19 protein-coding genes are annotated in these 18,024 nt (G+C 70.7%); 1 reads left to right on the top strand and 18 read right to left on the bottom strand.

All coding sequences use genetic code 11. From position 1 onward, the window contains the following. Window positions 1–8: 8 nt before the first annotated feature. From F0L46_RS16590 to F0L46_RS16575, 5 genes are all read right to left on the bottom strand, one after another. Window positions 9–470, bottom strand: coding sequence for a DUF1579 family protein (locus tag F0L46_RS16590; protein WP_149819522.1), 462 nt, complete (start codon window positions 468–470; stop codon window positions 9–11). Between the two features lie 12 nt (window positions 471–482). Further along, the gene (locus F0L46_RS16585; protein ID WP_149819520.1) at window positions 483–1,592 is read right to left on the bottom strand and encodes an alpha/beta fold hydrolase; all 1,110 of its coding nucleotides are present in this window, start codon (window positions 1,590–1,592) and stop codon (window positions 483–485) included. Continuing rightward, complete coding sequence (locus F0L46_RS26240) at window positions 1,589–2,188, bottom strand: DJ-1/PfpI family protein (RefSeq protein WP_188312008.1); 600 nt, start codon at window positions 2,186–2,188, stop codon at window positions 1,589–1,591. The genes F0L46_RS16585 and F0L46_RS26240 overlap by 4 nt, the downstream gene beginning before the upstream one ends. Next, window positions 2,185–2,637, bottom strand: a complete 453-nt coding sequence (locus F0L46_RS26235) for an SRPBCC family protein (RefSeq protein WP_188312007.1) — start codon at window positions 2,635–2,637, stop codon at window positions 2,185–2,187. Before F0L46_RS26235 ends, F0L46_RS26240 begins: the two co-directional genes overlap by 4 nt. A gap of 117 nt (window positions 2,638–2,754) precedes the next feature. Further along, the gene (locus F0L46_RS16575; protein ID WP_149819516.1) at window positions 2,755–3,408 is read right to left on the bottom strand and encodes a CGNR zinc finger domain-containing protein; all 654 of its coding nucleotides are present in this window, start codon (window positions 3,406–3,408) and stop codon (window positions 2,755–2,757) included. Between the two features lie 137 nt (window positions 3,409–3,545). On the opposite strand from F0L46_RS16575, the gene F0L46_RS16570 reads away from it, so the two are divergent. Continuing rightward, window positions 3,546–4,655 carry a branched-chain amino acid ABC transporter substrate-binding protein gene (locus F0L46_RS16570; protein WP_149819574.1) on the top strand — a complete coding sequence of 370 codons (1,110 nt, stop codon included), beginning with the start codon at window positions 3,546–3,548 and terminating at the stop codon, window positions 4,653–4,655. Between the two features lie 7 nt (window positions 4,656–4,662). On the opposite strand, the gene F0L46_RS16565 is transcribed toward F0L46_RS16570, so the two are convergent. The 13 genes from F0L46_RS16565 to F0L46_RS16505 all read right to left on the bottom strand — a co-directional run bounded on the left by F0L46_RS16565 (window position 4,663) and on the right by F0L46_RS16505 (window position 18,015). Continuing rightward, window positions 4,663–5,592, bottom strand: a complete 930-nt coding sequence (locus F0L46_RS16565) for an N-carbamoyl-D-amino-acid hydrolase (protein WP_149819514.1) — start codon at window positions 5,590–5,592, stop codon at window positions 4,663–4,665. Window positions 5,593–5,602: 10 nt separating this feature from the next. Next, on the bottom strand, window positions 5,603–6,268 hold the full coding sequence (locus F0L46_RS16560) for an amino acid ABC transporter permease (protein WP_149819512.1): 666 nt from the start codon (window positions 6,266–6,268) through the stop codon (window positions 5,603–5,605). 190 nt (window positions 6,269–6,458) lie between these two features. Next, window positions 6,459–7,142 carry an amino acid ABC transporter permease gene (locus tag F0L46_RS16555; RefSeq protein WP_149819511.1) on the bottom strand — a complete coding sequence of 228 codons (684 nt, stop codon included), beginning with the start codon at window positions 7,140–7,142 and terminating at the stop codon, window positions 6,459–6,461. 16 nt (window positions 7,143–7,158) lie between these two features. After that, a complete protein-coding gene (locus F0L46_RS16550; protein WP_276315587.1) occupies window positions 7,159–7,896 on the bottom strand; it encodes an amino acid ABC transporter ATP-binding protein in 738 nt (245 codons plus the stop codon). 28 nt (window positions 7,897–7,924) lie between these two features. Continuing rightward, window positions 7,925–8,767 (bottom strand): transporter substrate-binding domain-containing protein, encoded by an 843-nt coding sequence (locus F0L46_RS16545; protein ID WP_188312005.1) that lies wholly within the window; start codon window positions 8,765–8,767, stop codon window positions 7,925–7,927. Between the two features lie 113 nt (window positions 8,768–8,880). Then, the gene (locus tag F0L46_RS16540; RefSeq protein ID WP_149819507.1) at window positions 8,881–10,335 is read right to left on the bottom strand and encodes an amidohydrolase family protein; all 1,455 of its coding nucleotides are present in this window, start codon (window positions 10,333–10,335) and stop codon (window positions 8,881–8,883) included. A 25-nt stretch (window positions 10,336–10,360) separates the two neighbouring features. After that, a complete protein-coding gene (locus F0L46_RS16535) occupies window positions 10,361–11,023 on the bottom strand; it encodes a GntR family transcriptional regulator (RefSeq protein ID WP_149819505.1) in 663 nt (220 codons plus the stop codon). Further along, the gene (locus tag F0L46_RS16530) at window positions 11,020–12,489 is read right to left on the bottom strand and encodes an ABC transporter substrate-binding protein (RefSeq protein WP_149819502.1); all 1,470 of its coding nucleotides are present in this window, start codon (window positions 12,487–12,489) and stop codon (window positions 11,020–11,022) included. Before F0L46_RS16530 ends, F0L46_RS16535 begins: the two co-directional genes overlap by 4 nt. A gap of 12 nt (window positions 12,490–12,501) precedes the next feature. Next, on the bottom strand, window positions 12,502–13,521 hold the full coding sequence (locus F0L46_RS16525; RefSeq protein WP_149819500.1) for an ABC transporter ATP-binding protein: 1,020 nt from the start codon (window positions 13,519–13,521) through the stop codon (window positions 12,502–12,504). Beyond that, window positions 13,518–14,501, bottom strand: a complete 984-nt coding sequence (locus F0L46_RS16520) for an ABC transporter ATP-binding protein (RefSeq protein WP_149819498.1) — start codon at window positions 14,499–14,501, stop codon at window positions 13,518–13,520. Before F0L46_RS16520 ends, F0L46_RS16525 begins: the two co-directional genes overlap by 4 nt. A gap of 11 nt (window positions 14,502–14,512) precedes the next feature. After that, on the bottom strand, window positions 14,513–15,400 hold the full coding sequence (locus tag F0L46_RS16515; protein WP_149819496.1) for an ABC transporter permease: 888 nt from the start codon (window positions 15,398–15,400) through the stop codon (window positions 14,513–14,515). A 7-nt stretch (window positions 15,401–15,407) separates the two neighbouring features. Continuing rightward, on the bottom strand, window positions 15,408–16,373 hold the full coding sequence (locus F0L46_RS16510) for an ABC transporter permease (protein ID WP_149819494.1): 966 nt from the start codon (window positions 16,371–16,373) through the stop codon (window positions 15,408–15,410). A 76-nt stretch (window positions 16,374–16,449) separates the two neighbouring features. Next, window positions 16,450–18,015, bottom strand: coding sequence for an ABC transporter substrate-binding protein (locus tag F0L46_RS16505; protein WP_210247647.1), 1,566 nt, complete (start codon window positions 18,013–18,015; stop codon window positions 16,450–16,452). Window positions 18,016–18,024: the final 9 nt, after the last annotated feature.

Raw genomic sequence — 18,024 nt, 5'->3', positions numbered from 1 at the left:
GCCCACGCTCAAGTGTCGATCCGGCGGTGGGCCAGCGTCGCGACCGGGCGTGCGGGCCCGCCCTCCGGCGGCTCGAACGTCACCGCGTGGACGAGGCCGTCTCCGGCAAGGTCGAACGTCGTGCGCCCGACGCCGCGGGGCGTGCGCTTCACGAGCACGAGGGCGTCGCCGTGCCAGGCGCCGCGGGCGGGCTCGACCGGCGGGAGGCCGAGGCTGTCGAACCAGAACCAGAGCAGCTCGTCGCGCTCCCGGTCGACGGCGAGGATCCCGTGGCCCGCGAACGCTTCGCCGTCCGCCCGCTCCTCGGCGTAGTCGCCGACGAGGCAGTGCCCGCCAGGTCCGAGCCGGAGGCTCCAGCGGCCGCGCGCCGGCCCGCCCGCGCTCCAGGGGCTCGGGTGGATCTCGCCTTCGCCCTCCCAGGTGCCCAGGAGCCGCGCGAGGCCGTCGTGATGCTGTGTGCCGTCCGTCATGCTCTCCCCTGGTCAAGGCTCGCCTTGCGCCCGGGGGCAGCCGGCGAGGAGGGCGGGAATGTCGCGCGCGAGCGCCGCGACGAAGGCGTCGGGCTCCTCGAAGGGCGCGTTGTGCGCCGAGCGCTCGAACCAGATCAGGCGCTTGCAGGGGGCCTGGATGGTCTCGAAATAGCTCGTCGCCACCTCCGAGGGGACCTGCCGGTCGTGCCGGCCGAGCAGGAAGACGATCGGGACGCGGAACGTGGTCAGGCCGGTCAAGCGCAGGTCCCGCAGCGCCGGCCAGAGATGGTCGAGGGAGAAGCGGTTGCCGCGACCGAACAGGACGAGGTCCCATAGCGTCGCCTCGGGCTGACGCAGGGCCGCCCAGATCAGGGCGCCCGTGGAGAGACCGCCCCGCAGCGAGCCGCCGAAACGCTCGACCGAACGCCGCGAGGTCAGCATGGCATCGACGTCGTGCGGCGGCGGTCCGATCCGCTCCAGCTCGGCGATGGCTCGGGTCTCGCCCGCGGCGCGTGCTTGAGCGAGCGCCCACGCCCAGCCGATCCGCTCGCCCGCCGGCATGTCGGCGATCTGCGACAGCCCGAGATAGGCGGCAACGCGCTCGGGGTGCCGGTGCGCGTAGAGAAGCCCGATCACGGTGCCCCAGGAATGGCCGAGCAGGACGACCCGCTCGTGCCCGAAGCGGGCCGCCACGTAGCCCACGAGCTCGTCGAGATCGCCCATGATGCGGTCGACCGTCATGCTCTGCGGCGGGATCGACGGGGACAGGGACCGTCCTGTCCCGCGCTGGTCCCAGGAGACGACGAGGTAATGCCGCTCCAGCTCGGGCACGAAGGCGCGAAACAGGGCGGACTCGCTCGTACCGGGGCCGCCATGCAGCAGGATGAGCGGCGGATGACGGGTGTCCGTGGCCCGGAACCACACGGCCTGCGGCATGCCGCCGAGCCGCACGGTCGTCATCTCGGCGACGCTCCCGGGGAGGGGGCGCCCGGTCTCGTCGAGGATCGGCGGCGTACGCGGACGGTCGAGCGCGAGCGCGAGGAACGCTGCGACCACAGCCGCGAGCCCCGCGACGGCGAGACGCCCGCGGACCGAAACGCCCCGGCGGGCCACAGGTCTCATGGCGGTGAGCTTGCGCTCGCGGGTGCAGCGTGCTCGCGCCCCATGAGGGCCAGGAGGTAGCCTGGAAGCGGATCGCCGGGCCACAGGAGGCCGAGGAGGGCGGCCGCGAAGGTCGCGGGCGCGCTGCCGGGTGCCGTGACGATCCGCCCGGCCGTCGCGGCCGTCGGGATGTCGCGATAGGCCGACGCGCCCTGGTAGGCCGGCGCATGGCTGGCGAGATAATCGAGGGCGTTGCTGGTATGCGCCCGCGCGTCGAGGAGCCCGGCGCGGGCGAGCGCGAGGGTCCCGCCGCAGATCGCGCCGATGACGAGGCCACGGCGCTCCGCCTCGCGCAAGGGGCCGCCAAGGTCGGGGGCCGCGGCGTCCTCCCACCGGCTGGAGCCGATCAGGACGAGGGCGTCGAGGGCGCCGGGATCGAGGGTCTCGATCGCGCCCGTGGGCTGGAGGCAAGCCCCGCCCATGGAGCGCACGGCGGTGCCGCCCGGCGTCCGGTAGCCGATCTCGGCCCCGAGCCAGGCTCGCGCCGCCGCCGCGAGGGCCGCACCCTCCCAATCGGCGAAGTCGTCGAGGAGAACGAGCTCGATCCGCCGCGTCACCGTGCGCCTCCCAGCCGCCGCACCCGCTCCGCCCCCGCCGAGTCGGCATAGGCGGCGAGGATGGTCGCCCATCCGTCGCCGGAGGCAAGCGCCTCGTGGAGGAAGCGGGCGTCGGCCTCCAGCGGGGGAGGCCAGCGATGGCGGACACGGACGCGGCTGCGGCCCGCCGCCACCGGCTCGACCGTGATCTCCACGAGGCCGCCGGCCTCCCGCGCGCCTGCCGGACCATGCCCGAGGTCCCACCTCAGGGCGAGGCCGGCCGCGGGCTCGAGGCGCACGATCCGGCCGAGATCGCACCAGTCCTCTCCGGGCCGCGCGCCTGCTGGCGTGGGCTGCCACGCATAGCATGCCGGCCACCAGCATCCCGTCTCGAAGGCGAGGCGCCGGAGGGCCGATGCCGGGTCGAGCGCGATCTCGACGACCGCTTCCGTCTGCAAGTCCCCGCCCACGACGCCCTCGCTCCGCCTGCCTCTCCGACTCGACCCGGCGTCGAGCGGGGCGCGGGACATACCGAGGCCGACCTAACTTGTAAAGACAGGATAGCCGGTTATGGGCTCCTGACGCAGCTAAGAGGCCGGGTCGTCGGCGCTGAATGCTTGGCGTTGGCGGTGGCGGCGGGCCTTGGTGCGGTTGCCGCAGACGGCCATGTCGCACCAGCGGCGCGAGCGGTTCTTGGTGAGGTCGAAGAACACCCAGCCGCAATGCTCGCCGCCGCATTGCTTCAGCCGCGAGAGGTCGCCCTCCCGCAGGATGCCCACCGCCGAGAGGGCGATCGGGCCCAGCACCGTCTCGGCGACGGGGGGATCGGTCGGCCAGGTCCAGCGGAAGTCGCCCGCGCCCGGCGCGAGCTCCGCCGCCGCGATGGCGCGGGCGCAGGCCGTTTTCAGGTGCGCGAGGTCGGCCGGATCGGGCCCTTGCCCGGCGGCCAAGGCCGCGACGGCGCGGTGGATCGCCTCGCGAAGGCTGAGCGCGTCGGGCAGGAGCCCCGCGACGCAGCGGTGCTCCGCCGCGATCCGCTCGCGCAAGGCGGCGGCGGTCGGCCCGTCGACGACGCCCGCGTGCTCCGCCCAGTCCACCACGTGCTCGGGCGCGCGCATGTGGTCGAGGCCATGCGCGCCGCCGCGCCCGCTCGCGGTGTTGGCGAAGTCGAGGGCGAGCGCCTGCCCGACGAGCGACAGGGAGCCTGCCCGGGAGGGATCGTCGGTGTGAAGAGCAGCCATGAAAGGAGATTTAGGTGGTTACGCGCCTGCCTGCAATCAGGCGAGGCCTGAGCGGTTGTAATAACCTGCAAAAGCTGTTTCGATGGTTATGGCGGCGCCGCGCCGCGAACGAACGAGAGACGAGCCCCATGAGAACGCTGAAACCCCTCCTGCTCGCCGCCATGGCCGTGGCGGGCCTCGCCCAGGCGGCCCAGGCCCAGGTCAAGATCGGGATCGGCGGCCCGATCACCGGGTCCAGCGCCGCCTTCGGCGCCCAGCTCGTGAACGGCGCCGAGCAGGCCATCGCCGACATCAACGCGGCGGGCGGGATCCTCGGGCAGAAGCTCGTGGCCGTGCAGGGCGACGACGTGTCGGATCCGCGCCAGGGCGTCTCGGTGGCGAACAAGTTCGCGTCCGAGGGCGTGCGCTTCGTGGTCGGCCACTTCAACTCGGGCGTCTCGATCCCGGCCTCCGACGCCTATGCCGAGGCCGGCATCCTCCAGATCACGCCCGCCTCGACCAACCCGCGCCTCACCGAGCGCGGTCTGTGGAATACCTTCCGCACCTGCGGGCGCGACGACCAGCAGGGCGAGATCGCCGGCGCCTGGATCTTGCAGAACTACAGGGCCAAGCGCGTCGCGGTGCTCCACGACAAGACGCCCTACGGCAAGGGCCTCGCCGACGAGACGAAGAAGGCCATCAACAAGGGCGGTCTCCAGGAGGTGCTCTACGAGGGCGTGAACCCCGGCGAGAAGGATTTTTCCGCCCTCGTCTCCAAGCTCAAGCAGGCGAATGTCGACCTGATGTACTGGGGCGGGCTGCACACGGAGCTCGGCCTCATCGTGCGCCAGGCGCGCGACCAGGGCCTGAACACGGTCGCCATGGGGGCCGACGGCATCACCTCGGACGAGTTCGCGGCGGTGGGCGGGCCGGGCGTCGAGGGCACGAAGATGACCTTCCCGCCCGACCCCCGCAAGCGCCCGGAGGTGGCCGAGATCGTGAAACGCTTCGTCGAGCAGAGACGGTTCAATCCCGAGGCCTATACCCTCTATTCTTACGCCGCCGTCGAGGTGCTGAAGCAGGCGGCCGAGAAGGCGGGCTCCCTCGAGCCCAAGAAGGTCGCCGACGTCATGCATTCGGGCATGACCTTCAAGACGGTGGTCGGCGACATCGCCTATGACAAGAAGGGCGACCGCACCCGGCCCGACTACGTGGTCTATACCTGGAAGAAGGGGTCGGACGGCCGGATCACCTACCTCCAGGACTGACGGCTCCCTATTTCGGGGTGATCACCCCGGCCTGCGCGGTGATCGGGCCGTAATGCTCGATCCTGCGGTGGCGCTTGAAGTCGAAGATCGTTTCCTTGCCGAAGATCGTGGCGTCGAGATCGCAGGGGTGGACGACGATGCCGTCGTCCTCGTGCGCGATCTCGGCGACGATCTCCCCGTCCGGGCTGACGATGCAGGTGCCGCCCATGAGGTGGTGCCCGTCCTCCGTGCCGGCCTTCGCCACCGCCACGACCCAGGTGGAGTTCTGGTAGGCGCCGGCCTGGAGGGAGAGCTTGTGGTGGAACATGCGCTTTTCCAGCCCCTCGGCGCCCTTCTGAGAGTTCACGGAGGGCGTGTTGAAGCCGAGCACCACGAGCTCGACGCCCTGCAGGCCGAGCACCCGCCAGGTCTCGGGCCAGCGCCGGTCGTTGCAGATGCACATCCCGACCACACCGCCGAGCATCCGCCAGGCCGGGAAGCCGAGGTCGCCCGGCTCGAAATAGCGCTTCTCCAGGTGCTGGTGGGTGCGCTCGGGATCGTGCTCGTCGTGGCCCGGCAGGTGGACCTTGCGGTAGCGCCCCGTGATCGTCCCGTCCCGCTCGACGAGGATCGAGGTGTTGAAGTGGCGGCCCTCGGGGGTGATCTCGGCGAAGCCGAAGGACATGGCCATGCCGTGCTCGCGGGCGCGCGCGAAAAGCGACCCCGTCGCGGCGTTGGGCATCTCGCGCTCGAACCAGTGATCGGCCTCCGCGCGGTCCTCGTGGTACCAGCGGGGGAAGAAGGTGGTGAGCGCGAGCTCCGGATAGACGACGAGGTCGGCGCCCTGGCGCTTCGCCTCGTCCATGAGGTCGATCATGCGCCGGACCACCGCCTGTCGGCTGTCGTCCTTCTGGATGGCGCCGAGCTGCGCCGCGGCAACGGTGACGATGCGGGACATGGGGTCTCCTTCAGGCGGCGATGCGGTGCTCCAGGCGGCTCGTGAGGCGCACCACGGGCCACAGGATCGCGAGATAGATGAGGGCTGCCAGCACGATGGGCGAGGCGTTGTAGGTGACCGAGCGCGCCATGTCGGCGGCATAGAGCAGCTCGGTGAAGGAGACGACGCTGGCGAGCGAGGTGAGCTTCACCACCTCGACCGTGTTCGAGACGAGGTCGGGCAGGACGTTGCGCACCGCCTGCGGCAGGATCACGTAACCGAAGGCCTGGCCCGCGGTGAGGCCCGTGGAGCGCGCCGCCTCCCATTGCCCGCGCCCCACCGACTCGATTCCCGCCCGGTAGATCTCGCCGTAGAAGCTCGACGCGTTGAGCAGGAAGGCGAGGCACACGGCGGCGAAGGGCGACAGGCGGATGCCTGCGAAGGGCAGGCCGGAATAGATCAGGATCAGCAGCACAAGGGGCGGCAGGGCGCGAAACAGGTCGGCGAAGACCCGCACGCTCCAGCGCAGGGCCCGGCTCCCCGACAGGCTCGCCAGCGCCACGAGCAGCCCGCCCCCGAGCCCCAGCGGGATCACGGCCAGGCACAGCAAAGCCGTCATGCCGAGGCCTTTCAGGACCAGGGGCCAGGCCTGGGCCATGACGTCGAGGTTGAAGAACTGCTGGAGCAGCGCGTCCATCAGGCGGCTCCCATCTCCCCTCCCCCTTGCGGGGAGGGGTCGGGGGTGGGGGTCGGAAAGTCGGAGCTGGAGATTGGGAGGGGGAGCACGCACGCGCGTACAGCCCTTTTCTGGACCGGGGCCTCTCGCGTCCCGACCCCCACTCCTAACCCCTCCCCGCAAGGGGGAGGGGGATCAGTGCACCACCCCCTCACGCCCGCCTCCATGCGAAGCGCCGCTCGATGCGGCCGGCGAGGATCAGCACCGGGACGAACACGATGATGTAGGCAAGCGCCCCCATGAGGAGCGGGGTGGCGTTGCCCGTGACCGCGACCGCCGTCTGGGCCTGGTTGATGATCTCGCCGACCCCGATCACGGAGCCGAGCGCCGTGTTCTTCGTGGTGGCGATGGCCCGGTTGGTGAGCGGCGGGATGGCGAGCCGCACGGCCTGGGGCAGGACGACGTAGAAGAGCGTCTGGGCGAAGCCGAGCCCCGTGGAGCGCGCCGCATCCCACTGGCCCTTGCGCACGGAGAGGATCCCGGCCCAGACGATCTCCTCCGCGAAGGCCGCGAGCACCAGCGACAGGACGAGCCAGAGCACCGCGAAGGCCGACAGGGTGACGCCCACATTGGGCAGGCCGAAATAGGCGAGCAGGATCACGACGAGGGGCGGCAGCGCCCGGAACACGTCGACGAAGATCACGATGAGGGCGTTGAGCGGGCGGATGCGGTAGGCCCGCAGGACGGCGAGCCCGAGGCCCAGCGCCAGCCCCGTGACGAGCACCGCCACGGCGACCTCGATGGTGACGAGAACACCTGCCGCGATGGCGCCGGCATATTGGCCCGCGACGGCGGGGTTGAGGAAGGTCGCGAGGAAGCGATCGAGATCGGTCATGGAGCCGCGTCCCCCCTCACCGACCGATCTCCTGCAGGAAGGCGCGCGTCCGTGGATGCTGCGCCTCCGTGAACATGGCGGCGGGCGGGCCTTCCTCGACGATGGCACCGCCTTCCATGAACACCACCCGGTCCGCCGCCTCGCGGGCGAAGCGCATCTCGTGGGAGACCACGACCATGGTCATGCCGGCCTCGCGCAAGGAGCGCATGACGGCGAGGACGGAGCCGACGAGCTCCGGGTCGAGGGCGGAGGTGGGCTCGTCGAAGAGCATCAAGGTGGGCTCCAGGGAAACCGCCCGGGCGATGGCGACGCGCTGCTGCTGGCCGCCCGAGAGCTCGCCTGGATGGCAGGCGGCCTTGTCGGCGAGCCCCACCCGGTCGAGGGCCGCGCGGCCGATCTCCTCCGCCTCCCGGCGCGACTTGCCGAGCACCTTGCGCAGGGCGAGCGTCACGTTCCCGAGCGCCGTCATGTGCGGGTAGAGGTTGAAGCCCTGGAAGACCATGCCGATGCGCCGGCGCGCCGCGTTGAGATCGCAGGCCCGGTCCATGAGCTCGACGCCCTCGAGGCGGATGGAGCCGGAATCCGGCTCCTCCAGGCGGTTGCAGCAGCGCAGCAGCGTGCTCTTCCCCGATCCCGACGGGCCGACGAGGAACACGAGCTCCTGCGGCCGCACCGAGAGGTCGATGCCTTTCAGCACCTCGAGCGGCCCGAAGCTCTTGCGCAGGGCCCGGACGTCGAGGATCGGAGCGGGCACGGGCGGGCTCAAGGCCGCGGCCGCAGGCTCACGAGCAGCCCGCGGGGCGCGCCGCCGGGTCGTAGCCCGGCATGTCGGGCACGCCCGCGCCGGGGAAGACGGTGGCGGCGGCCGAGCCGGGCTTCGGCGCATAGCCGAACCACTTCTCGTGGATCTTTGCCAGCGATCCGTCCTGCTTCATGCACTCGATGGCGGTCTCCAGCATGGCGCGCATCTCGGGCCGGTCCTTGCGCACGGCGGCCGACCAGACGAGGCCCGTCGAGTGCAGGTAGGAGAGCTTGAGCCCCGGGTTCTGCTTCGCGGCCCAGGCCGCCACGGTGTTGCCCGTGATGTTGGCGACCGCGCGCCCCGAGAGCACGGCCTGGACCGCGTCGGTCTGCGTGCCGTAGGACTCGACCGTCCAGCCGACCTCCTTCTCCAGGCCGCGCGCCCAGGTGTCGTAGGCCGAGCCGCGATTGACGGTGACCACCTTGCCCTTGAGGTCGTCGAGCTTCGCGATCTCGGGCGCATCCCGCTTCACGACGAGCTGGAAGTCGGTGTTCAGGTAGCCCTCGGGGAAGAGGTAGTTCTCGGCCCGCTCCTTGTTCACGGTCACGGGGGCGATGATGAAGTCGTAGGTTCCGGCCTGAAGGGCGGGCAGGAGCCCTGAGAACTGGGCCGAGTCGACCGTGACCTCGCGCTTGAGCTTCCTGCCGATCTCCTGCGCCAGGTCGACGTTGAAGCCCTGCACACCGCCCTGAAGGTTCGGGAAGGCGTGGGGCGCGAAGGTGCCGTCGACCGCGGTCTTCAGCGGCGCCCCTTGCGCGAGGGCGGCGCCCGCCACCCCCATGCCGATGACCAGAGCGGCAGGCCCTGCCCAGAAACGTATCATGTCGGCTCTCCCTCCGATGGCGGCCGGGCCGTTCCCGTGTCGTTGTCGCCGGCCGAACCTTGTGTTTCGCAAAGCGTATGCCAGGCGCGCGCGGGCGCATAATGCGCCGATGCTCATTCCCGGATCTGGTCCGTCGCCCGGGTGTGGCCCCAGAAGGTCTCGGGCGTGTCGAGGAGCGCGCGCAGGCCGAGCCGCTCGATCATCGCCTCGGCCTCCGCCTGCGCGGCGTCCAGGACCCGGTCCTCGTCCACGAGCGTCGCCCGGCGGTCCTCCAGGGCGACCCGGCCGTCCACGATCACGGTGTGGACGTCGTTGCCGTTGGCGAAGTCGACGAGGCGGAAGACGGGCATGTTGAGGGGGTAGAGGTGCGGGCGGCGCAGGTCGACGAGAACCACGTCGGCCTTCTTGCCCGCCTCCAGGGAGCCGATGTCGCGCTCCATGCCGAGCGCCCGCGCCCCGTCCACGGTGCACATCTCCAGCACCCGGCCCGCGGGCATCCAGGAGGGGTCGCGAAAATGCGTGCGGTGATAGTGCATGCATTGCTGCATGTGCCGGAACATGTCCCCTGAGCGGTCCGGCGCCGTGGCGTCGGAGCCGAGACAGACCGTGGCGCCCGCCTCGATGAGCTCCGGCGCGGGGCAGCGCCCGAGCACGGAGGCGATGGCGCTCGGGTTGTGGGCGATGGCCGTGCGGGTCTCGCCGCAGATCGCGATCTCCTCCTCGGTGAGGTTCGTGGCGTGCGAGAGGAGCGCGTCGGGGCCGAGCAGCCCGAGCGCGTGGGCGAGCTTCACGCTGCCGCGGGTGTGGCCGTCCTGGGTGAAGATCACGCCGCGCTCGCGCGAGAGCGCCCGCGTCGCCACGGCCTGGCGCTTGGCCTCCTCGAAGTCGGCGGCGCTGAGATCCCGGGCGTGCTCGCCGCGCAGCGTCGGCGTCAGGAGCGCGATGCTGGTGCGCCCGCCATTGCGCCCGTGCCAGGTGTCGATGAGGGTGCGGCAGGTCTCGATCTGGCGCTCGAACGTGACGGGGTACTCGTGCCGCTCCGCGCCGCTCACCCGGGCATAGGTGCGCGGATGGGGCGGGCGGGTCGGGCCGATGGCGACGACGGAGCGGGTGCCGACCTCCAGCACCCCGTCCATGTGGGCGTCGGCATAGGAGGGGTCGTCGGTGCGCATGATCGAGTCGCCGCCGCCGAGCAGCGAGACGCCCGTCGTGACGCCGAAGCGCAGGCGCTCCAGCGCCGCGAGCTGCGCCTCCGCCCGCCAGAAGCCCTCCGTCGAGCCCACCGTATAGGCGAGCTCGCAGGCGCGGTACCACAGGTCCGAGCGGCCCCCGCCCATGGTCTTGATGAGCCCGTGGCCGGCATGGGCGTGCCCGTCGATCAGCCCCGGCATCACGGCCTTGCGGCGGGCGTCGATGGTGCGCCCGGCCGGATGGGCGGCCGCCACCTCCGCCGTGGGGCCCACCGCGACGATGCGGTCGCCCGTGATGGCGACGGCCCCGTCCTCGATGACGCGGCGCTCCGCGTCCATGGTGACGACGATGCCGTTGACGATGAGGATGTCGGCCATGGCGGGTCCTTCACTCCGGGGGACGTCAGGCGAGGCGATGGACGCGGGCGATGACGCTCGCGAGGACGTTATCGAGATGGGCCCGCATGGCGGCCTTGGCGCCGTCGGGATCGCGGGCGAGCACCGCGTCGATGATGGCGAGGTGCTCGACGATACCCGGCTCGAAGCGGTGGGGCATCTGGCCCATGTCGAAGATCTTGGTGCGCTGGCGCAGCCCCTGGACGAGATCGGTGAGGAGCCGCGACCCGGCGAGGCTCGTGATCGTCGCGTGAAGCAGGTCGTCGACCGCCACATGCTCGTCAGGGCTCGGCGCCTCCCGCCGGAACCCCTCGATCCGCGCCCGAACCGCCTCCAGCTCCGGCGAGCCGCCCGCCTCCGCCGCGAGCCCCGCCGCCTCCACCTCCAGGAGGCGGCGCACGTGCAGGATCTCCACGAAATCGCCGATCGAGAGCCGGCGGACCACGGGGGTGAGCCCGCCGTTGCGCACCACGAGGCCCTCCGCCACGAGCCGCGTGATCGCCTCCCGGACGGGGGTGCGCGAGACGCCGAGCTGATCGGCGAGCCGCTTCTCCTGGAGCGCGGTGTCGGCGGGCAGCGCGCCGCCGAGGATCAGGTCGCGCAGCCGCTCGTAGGTGGCGTGGCCGAGCCCCGGGGCGGGCGCCTCGTCCCAGGCGGCGATCCGCTTCATGGGCGGGCGTCGCGGGCGAGGGTGGGCAGGCGGCGCATGTCGAGCACGCCGTCGGCCCGCATGGTCCAGGCGGGATCGGCTCCCCGGAAGCCCAGGGTGCGGCGGTGGCAATAGAGGTAGATCCAGGGCGGGTCCTCCTGGAGCAGCCGGTAGCATTGCTGGAACAAGGCCTCGCGCCGCGCGCGGTCGACGGTCCGGCGCGCCTCGTCGAGAAGGGCTTCGACACGCGGGTTCGCGTAGCCCTCCCACCAGCTCCCCCGGACCCGGGAATCGATCTTCTCGTGCAGCACGCGAAAGACGCTCATCGGGCTCGAATCGAAGACGCAGAGGTCGTGGATGTTCTTCAGCCGGACCTGGTTGGCGTAGTGCGTCCGGTCGGGCTCCAGGTGCACCTCGAACCGGATGCCGAGATCGGCGAGCTGCGCCTCGATCTGCGCCACGAGGGCCTGCGCCTCGTCGGGCAGCCGGGTCGGGCAATAGACCTCCAGGGTGAGGCCATCGCCGAAGCCCGCCTCGGCCAGGAGGCGTGCCGCCTCCCGGCGGTCCTTTTGGTAGGGCGGGGCCCCGGGATCCGCGCCGAAATGGGCGGGGCTCACGAAGCCGTGCAGCGGCACGCCGGCGCCGCCGAGCACCCGCTCGATCAGCGCCTCGCGATCGACCGCGAGGTTCAGGGCCCTGCGCAGGGCCGCCGAGCGGCCGGGTCCGCGCGAGGCGTTCAGCATGCAGATGATGGCGGTGGGGGCCGTGTAGGCGACGAAGGCGAGGCCGGGCTCATCCGGGAGGGCCTGCACCGCCGTCGGGTCGAGGCCGTTGGCGATGTCAGCCTCGCCCCGCCGCAGCGCGTCCAGGCGCTCCGCCGCCGTGGCGCCCCGCGTCCAGACGAGCCGGTCGGCGGCGGGCGGGCCGTCGAAATGGCTGCCGTGCGCCCGAAGCTCGATCGTCTCGCCGGGAACGTAGCGCTCCAGCCGGTAGGGGCCGGTGCCCACCGCGCGGCGGGCGAGATCGTCGCCGGCTCCCGCGATGGCTTTGGGCGAGACGACGTGGCCATAGGCCAGGATGTCGAAGAGGTCGGCGATGGGCTCGGCGAGGGTCACGGTGAGCCCGTGGGCGCCGTGGGTCTCCACCTGCATCCCTGTGAGGTACTGGGCATAGACGCCGGGTGCGCCGAGGGTCGCCCCCATGTCGGGCCGCGCCATGCGCTCCAGGCAGAAGCGCACGGCCTGCGCATCGCACGGCTCGCCGTCGTGGAAGCGCACGCCCTCGCGCAAGGTGAACGTGAAGCGGCGGGCGTCGTCGGAGACCGTCCAGGCGGTCGCGAGGCCCGGCCCGTAATCGCCCGATGGCTCGCGGCGCACGAGGGTGTCGAACACGGCTCCGAACACGGCGAGGACGTCGCCGGAATCGGTGCACGCATGGGGATCGTCGAGGACGACGCGGGGCTGCGAGATGCGGATGGTGCGGGTCATGGCGGGCTCCGGTCAGGCGGCGTCGGCGACGGCGCTGCCCTCGTGCAGGTGGCAGGCGACGACGTGGCCGCCGCCCTGGGGCAGGAGCGCCGGGCGCTCCCGGGCGCAGCGGTCGAAGGCGAGCGGGCAGCGGGTGCGGAAGGGGCAGCCCGACGGCAGGTCGAGCGCGCTCGGCACCTCGCCTCGGATCTCTTCCGCGGCGGGCGGCAGCGGCGCGCCGAGCGAGGGCGCCGCGGCAAGCAGCGCCCGGGTATAGGGGTGCTTCGGGTCCTCGAAGATCGCCTCGGTGGTTCCCGTCTCGACCATGAAGCCGAGATACATCACGCCGATGCGGTCGCTGATGTGGCGCACCACCGAGAGGTCGTGGGTGATGAAGAGGTAGGAGAAGCCCATCTCCTCCTTCAGGTCCATCATCAGATTGAGGATCTGCGCCTGGATCGAGACGTCGAGGGCGGAGACGGGCTCGTCGGCGATGATGAGGTCGGGGTTCACCGACATGGCCCGCGCGATGCCGATCCTCTGGCGCTGGCCCCCTGAGAACTGGTGCGGATAGCGGTCCGCGTGCTCGGGGCCGAGCCCCACCTTGGCGAGAAGGCTGCGGGCGCGCTCGGCGCCCTCGGCCTTCGTGATCCCGGCGCCCTCCAGATAGGGCTCGGCGACGATGTCGCGCACGCGCTGGCGCGGGTTGAGCGAGGCATAAGGGTCCTGGAAGATCATCTGCATCTTGCGCCGGACCGGGCGCATCTCGCGAAAGCCGTGATCGGTGATGTCCTCGCCGTCGAGGACGATGCGGCCTGCCGTCGGCTCGTGCAGCTTGATGGCGGTCTTGGCGAGGGTGGACTTGCCGCAGCCGCTCTCGCCCACGAGGCCCAGCACCTCGCCCCGGGCGATCTCCAGCGACACGCCGTTGACGGCATGCACGATGCGGCGCGGCGCGACAAGGCGGCCGCCGCGCCATTGCAGCCGGTCGAAGATCGAGCCGCTCGCGTCGAAGCGCTGCTCCAGGCCCCGGATCTGCAGGATCGGCGTCATGCGGCCTTCGCCTCCAGCGGGAAGTGGCAGGCGACCGCGTGGCCGGACGGGCCCCCGACGAGATTGGGCGCGCTCTCGCGGCAGACGGGCGCCGCCATGGGGCAGCGGGGCGCGAAGGCGCAGCCGGGGGGCAGCTTGCGGATGTCGGGCACCGTGCCGGGGATCTGGCTCAGGCGTCGGCGCTTGAGGCCTTGGTGCGGGATCGAGTCGAGGAGGCCGCGCGTATAGGGATGGCGGGGGCGCTCGATCACGTCGCGGGCCCGGCCGCGCTCGACGATACGGCCGCAATAGAGCACCACGATCCGGTCGGCCATCTGCGAGACGGCGGCGAGGTCGTGGGTGATGAGGATGAGCGACGCGCCGCGCTTCTCCACCGCGTGCTTCATCAGGCGCAGGAGCTGGGCCTGGATCGTCACGTCGAGCGCGGTCGTGGGCTCGTCGGCGATGAGGAGGCGCGGCCCCGCGATCATGGCGATGGCGATAACCACGCGCTGGCGCATGCCGCCGGAGAACTGGTGGGGATAGTTGCCGAGCCGCGCCTCGGGCTGCGGGATGCCGACCTCGTGCAGCATCTCGATGCAGCGAAGCCGCCGCTCGCGCGCCGAGAGGCCCGTGTGGAGCCGCAGCATCTCGTCGAGCTGATCGCCGATCGTGTAGAGCGGGTTGAGCGCCGTCATCGGGTCCTGGAAGATCATCGCGATCTCCCGGCCCCGAATCTTGCGCAAGGCCCGCTCGTCGAGGCCGCACAGGTCCGTGCCGTCGAACAGGATGCGGCCGCCCGCGATCCGCCCGGGGGGATCGATCAGGCGCATGATCGAGTAGCCGACCATCGACTTGCCGCCGCCGGACTCGCCGACCAGCCCGACGATCTCGCCGCGACCGACGTCGAACGACGCCCCGTCCACCGCCTTCACGACGCCCCCGAAGGTGTCGAACCAGGTTCGCAGGTCGCGGACCTGGAGCAGGGGGGAGGGGGGCATGGGGTGCGCGGTCATTTGAGCCGGGGATTGAGCTCGTCCCGGAGAAAGTCCCCGAGAAGGTTGATGCCGAAGACGAGGAGCATGATCACGAGGCCGGGGAAGACGGAGATCCACCACAGGCCCGAGAACAGGACGTCGAAGCCGTTCTTGATGAGGAGGCCGAGCGACGGCTTCGTGATCGGCACGCCCACCCCGAGGAAGCTCAAGGAGGCCTCGATGAGGACGAAGGTGCCGACCTGGATCGTCGCCACGACGATGATGGGGGTGAGCACGTTGGGCAGGATGTGGCGCAGGATGATCTTCCAGTTGGGAAGCCCCGAGACCCGGGCCGCCTGGATGTATTCCCGCTGCTTCTCGCGCAGCGTCGAGCCCCGCACCGTGCGGGCATAGACCACCCATCCCACCGAGGTGAGCGCGATGAGCACCTTCTCGATGCCTGTCCCGAAGGCCGACATCAGGAAGAGCGCGGTGAGCACGGAGGGGAAGGAGAGCTGGATGTCGGCGATGCGCATGATCACGGCATCGAGCCAGCCGCCGTGGAAGCCCGCCACGATGCCGAGCGTCGTGCCCAGGAGGCAGGAGGCCAGCATCGCGGTGAGCCCGATGAAGAGCGAGATCCGCGTGCCGTAGACGATGCTCGCGAGCACGTCCCGGCCCTGGCCGTCGGTGCCGAGCCAATAGGCGGGGTCGCCGCCCTCCAGCCAGGCGGGCGGCTTGAAGCTGTCCATGAGCTCGAGCTGGGCGATGTCGTAGGGGTCCTGCGCGACGAGCCCCGGGCCGAAGGTCACGGTGAAGGCGAAGCCGAGCACGATGAGGCTGCCGATCACCGCCGGCAGGTTGCGGCGGTAGTTGTGGACGAGCTCGGAGGCGAGGAAGCGGTCGAGGGTGGAGGCGCTCATCGCTCGCTCACCGGATCTTGATGCGCGGATCGATCAGCGCGTAGAGCACGTCGACCGCGAAATTGACGACGACGAACATGAGCGCCACGAACATCAGGTAGACGACGATCACCGGCCGGTCGCCGCGATAGATCGAGTCCACCAGGAGCTTGCCGATCCCGGGCCAGGCGAAGATCGTCTCGGTGAGGGTCGCGAAGGCGATGAGGTCGCCGAGCATCAGGCCGAACACCGTGACGAGGGGGATGAGCGCGTTCTTGAGCCCGTGCCGGAACAGCACGCCGCGCTGGCCCACGCCCTTGGCCCGGGCGAAGCGCACGAAATCCTGCCTCATCACCTCCATCATCTCGGCCCGGATGATCCGCATCAGGATCGCGAGCGTGCCGATCGACAGCGTGACGGCGGGGAGGATGATGTGGCGCAGACCCTCCCAGGTGAGGAAGCTCACCCGGATCCCGAAGACTTCTTGCGTCGGTCCCCGCCCCGAGGAGGGGAACAGCTGGAGCTTCACGGCGAAGACGAAGATCAGGACCATCCCGACCCAGAAGCCCGGCAGCGAGATGCCGACGAGCGAGCCCGCCATCACGGCATGGCTGCCCGCGCGCTTCGGGTTCGCGCCCGCATAGACCCCGAGCGGGATCGCCACCACGAGGGCGATCGCCATGGCGAGGAACACGATCTCCAGGGTGGCCGGCAGGCGCTCCAGGATGAGGCTGTTCGCGGGCTGGCGGAAGACGAAGGAGCGGCCGAAATCGCCCTGGAGCACGTTCTTGAGGAAGAGCCTGTACTGGGTGAGATGCGAGTGATCGAGCCCCAGGAGGCGGCGGGCCTGGGCGATCTGCTCCTCGGTCGCGTCGAGCGGCACCATCATGTAGGTCGGGTCGCCCGTGAAGCTCATCATCACGAAGACGAGCACGGACACCGCCCACAGGACGAGCACCATCTGGAAGGCGCGCTTGATCACGTAGCCGAACAAGAGGGACGCTCCTCGCAAGACCCTGCCGCGGGGCGCCCGGCGGTCCGGGCGCCCCTGCGGATCGACGCGGCTTCGCTCAGTTCACGTCCATCTCGTAGGCCCAGATGAACTTGTCCATCCGGGGCACGACCTTCACGCTCTTCCTGGCGGCGTAGATGTCCTGCTCGTAGTGGATCGGGATCATGGGGATGTCCCGCACGGCGATCTTCGTCGCCTCCTTCAGGAACTCGTCGCGCTTCGTCATGTCGGAGGTGGAATCGGCCTTGTCGATGAAGGCGTCGAACTCCGGGTTCGAATAGGCGCCGCGATTGGCCTGCCCGTAGCCCGCCTTCGCGCCGCGGCTGTACATGAGCACGCTGTACATGTTGCCGGCGTCGCCGGACGGGGTGTCCCAGCCGCTCATGATGAAGCTCGACTTGTCCGACGGCACCCGGATGTAGCCGAAGAAGTTCGAGCGCGGCATCAGGTTGAGGTTCAAGGTGATGCCGATGCGCGAGAGCATGCCGGCGAGCGCCTGGGCGATGGCCGCGTCGTTGACGTAGCGGTTGTTGGTGGTGTCGAGGGTCATGGCGAACCCCTTCTCGAAGCCCGCCTCCTTCATCAGGTCGCGCGCCTTGGCGAGGTCGTAGGGGTAGGTCTTGCGGAAATCGAGGCCCTCGACATAGCCCAGATGCGAGGAGGGCACGTATTGGTCGCTCGGCGTCGAGAAGCCGTTCATCACGACCTTCTGCAGCGCCTCCACGTTGATCGCCCGGGTGATGGCCTCCCGCACGCGCCGGTCGCGCATGGGGTTCACGGGCAGGTCGATGGTGGGCGACTTCTCGCGGGTGTCGAGGGCGATGACGAGGTTGAGCAGGCTCGGGCGGGTGATCACCTGGAAGCTCGGGTTCGCCTGCACGCTCGCCACGTCGCGCACCGAGAGGTCCTGGATCACGTCGACGCCGCCGGTGAGCAGCGAGGCCGTGCGGGTCGCGGGGTTGGTGATGGGCTTGAACACCACGCGGTCGATCTTCGCCTTGCCGCGCCAGTGGTCGGCGAAGGCCTCCAGGGCGATGCGGTCCTCTTTCACCCATTCGGCGAGGCGGTAGGGGCCGGTGCCCATGGGCTTGAGGCCCATCTGCTCGTCACCCACCGCCTTGGCGTATTTCTCGCTGACGATGAGCACCTCGGCCATCGCCATGTGCAGCACGGCATAGGGCTTCGGGGTCTTGAGCTCCACGGTGTAGTCGTCGATGGCCCGCGCCGAGGCGATGTTGGCGACAAGGCTCGACATGAGCGCCTTCTTCAGGCGTTCCACCGTGTAGACCACGTCGGAGGCCTTCAGCTCGTCGCCGTTGTGGAACTTGACCCCGCGGCGCAGCCGGAAGACCCACGTCGTGTCGTCCACCACCTGCCAGCTCTCGGCGAGGCCCGGCTCGAACTTGAGATCCGCCGTGCGGGTCACGAGCGGGTCGTAGAGGTGGTAGAACATGATGTTGCCGGTGAGCTCGTTCGCGGCGTGCGGATCGAGGATCACGGCGTCGGCGGTGAGCGCCACCGTCACGGCCTTGCCCTGCGCGAGCGCGGGCGCCGCCGTCGCGGCAAGGAGTGCGAGAGCGAGAACGCCCCGGCGCGTCCGCGCCGCAATCGTCGACATCGGCATCTGGTCTTC

The organism is Salinarimonas soli (assembly GCF_008386575.1).
In the GTDB taxonomy this organism is placed as follows: domain Bacteria; phylum Pseudomonadota; class Alphaproteobacteria; order Rhizobiales; family Beijerinckiaceae; genus Salinarimonas_A; species Salinarimonas_A soli.
The sequence above is the reverse complement of the archived record's forward strand: the minus strand, read 5'-3'. Positions and strand labels throughout refer to the sequence as shown.